We start from the raw sequence: 2,179 nt of genomic DNA on the forward strand, positions 1-2,179 counted from the left end.
ATGCTGGAGTTCCGGTCGATGGCTCTCGTTGAGGGCCGATGAAGGGAGAACTCCATGAAACTCGTCAACCATTCACGAAACAAAAGAACAATAGGGGAAAGACTCATGAGCAAGAACTATCGCATTCTCGATCTCATCCGGCGCAACCGCTCTCCGCTCGAAAACCATCTAATCGACGGCCTTGTCGACGGCCGTGTCAGCCGCCGCGATTTCATCCGCCATGGCAGCCTGCTTGGCCTGTCGCTGCCGTTGCTGGGCCGCATCGGCGCCGCCGCCGGCCTCGGTGGCATGCCGTCGCTGGCGCGTGCCCAGGGTGCGCCCGGCGCCACCATCCGTGTCGCCAGCAGGGTGCCGGCGGCGACGATCGACCCGGTCACCATCGCCGACGCCGGCGGCTTTTTGATATTGCAGCAGGTAGGCGAATATCTCTGCCTCGACGGCCCCGACCTGGTGCTGAAGCCGATGCTGGCCGAGAGCTGGAAGCCGAACGACAACGGCACGGTGTGGACCTTCAAGCTGCGCAAGGGCGTAAAATACCACAGCGGCGGCGAGATGAAGGCCGGCGATGTCGTCGCCAGCATCGACCGCCTCGCCGATCCGGCAAACTCGTCCAACGCGCTGTCGGTGTTCAACGGAATCCTGCAGAAAGGCGCCACCAAGAAGGTCGACGACTACACGGTGGAATTCCACCTCGACGCACCGAACGGCAACTTCCCCTACATGCTGTCGTCCGACAATTACAACGCCGTCATCATCCCGGCGAGCTACAAGGGCGACTACGAGAAGAGCTTCGACGGCACCGGGCCGTTCAAGATCGAAAAATACACGGCCAAGGTCGGCGCCTCCTTCGTCCGCAACGAAGATTATTGGGGACCGAAGGCTTTGCCGGAGCGCACCGAGTTCACCTTCTTCACTGATGAGCAGTCGCAGATCCTGGCGCTGCAGGGCGGACAGGTGGACATCATCAACCAGATGCCCGTGCTGTCGGGCGTGGCGCTGCTCAACGACCCGAGCGTCGACATCATCAGCCTGAAGTCGTCGGCGCACCAGCAGTTGCACATGCGTTGCGACGACGGCCCGTTGAAGGATGCGCGCGTGCGCCGCGCCATCGCGCTCTGCCTCGATCGCGACAAGCTGGTCGCCGGCCTGATGAAGGGACGCTCCGCACTTGGCAATGACAGCCCGTTCGCCGCGGTCTACCCCTCGACCGATACCAGTATACCGCAACGCAAGCAGGACATCGCGCAGGCCAAGCAGCTGATGGAAGCTGCCGGTGTCGCCCAGGGCTTCAAGGTAACGCTGACCACCGAACGCGACCTCGAAATCCCCGAATATGCCCAGCTCATCCAGAACTGGGTCAAGGAGATCGGCATCGAGCTCGAGCTCAACATCCTCGATCAAGGCAGCTATTACGGCGATGCTGTGTTCGGCAAATCGAACTGGCTTGATTCGGTGATGGGCATCACCGACTACGGTCACCGCGGCGTGCCGAATGTTTGTCTTGCGGCACCGCTGAAGAGTGACGGCACCTGGAACGCGGCGCATTTCAAGAACAAGGACTACGACGCGCTCGCCACCAGCTACATTGCCGCACTCGACCTCGAGGCGCAGAAGGCGACGGCAGGCAAGATCCAGAACCTGCTGCTCGAAGAAACGCCGGTCATCTTCGGCTATTTCTACGACTATCTGACAGCGACGGCGAAAGGCGTGGCCGGCGTGCAGCCGTCCGCGATGTCGCAGCTGTTCCTCGACAAGGCATCGAAGGCCTGAACGGAAAAAACTCTTTCTTTGACCATGTCGCTAGTATCTCAAGAAAGTGGGAGGAAGATGCTGTCAATCCGCCGACAGCTTTATTCAAATATCGGTTTTTCGCCTCCTGGAAGATGGCCGACCTTCTCGTATTAGGCCTTCCGCCGTCCAGCAACAGACGGACTGGGTGAGGCTGCATGCTGGAGTTCCGGTCGATGGCTCTCGTTGAGGGCCGATGAAGGGAGAACTCCATGAAACTCGTCAACCATTCACGAAACAAAAGAACAATAGGGGAAAGACTCATGAGCAAGAACTATCGCATTCTCGATCTCATCCGGCGCAACCGCTCTCCGCTCGAAAACCATCTAATCGACGGCCTTGTCGACGGCCGTGTCAGCCGCCGCGATTTCATCCGCCATGGCAGCCTGCT

Annotated in this window: 1 protein-coding gene; it reads left to right on the top strand. The window is 60.0% G+C overall.

The window, feature by feature from the left end; genetic code table 11:
* Positions 1–105: 105 nt before the first annotated feature.
* Positions 106–1,770 carry an ABC transporter substrate-binding protein gene (locus AC1D05_RS35680; RefSeq protein WP_477447664.1) on the top strand — a complete coding sequence of 555 codons (1,665 nt, stop codon included), beginning with the start codon at positions 106–108 and terminating at the stop codon, positions 1,768–1,770.
* Positions 1,771–2,179: the final 409 nt, after the last annotated feature.

This window comes from Mesorhizobium sp. P2_E9 (assembly GCF_056403815.1).

Coding starts and splice junctions, on each gene's coding strand:
- AC1D05_RS35680 (WP_477447664.1), top strand. CDS start 106: ATGAGCAAGAACTATCGCATTCTCGATCTCATCCGGCGCAACCGCTCT.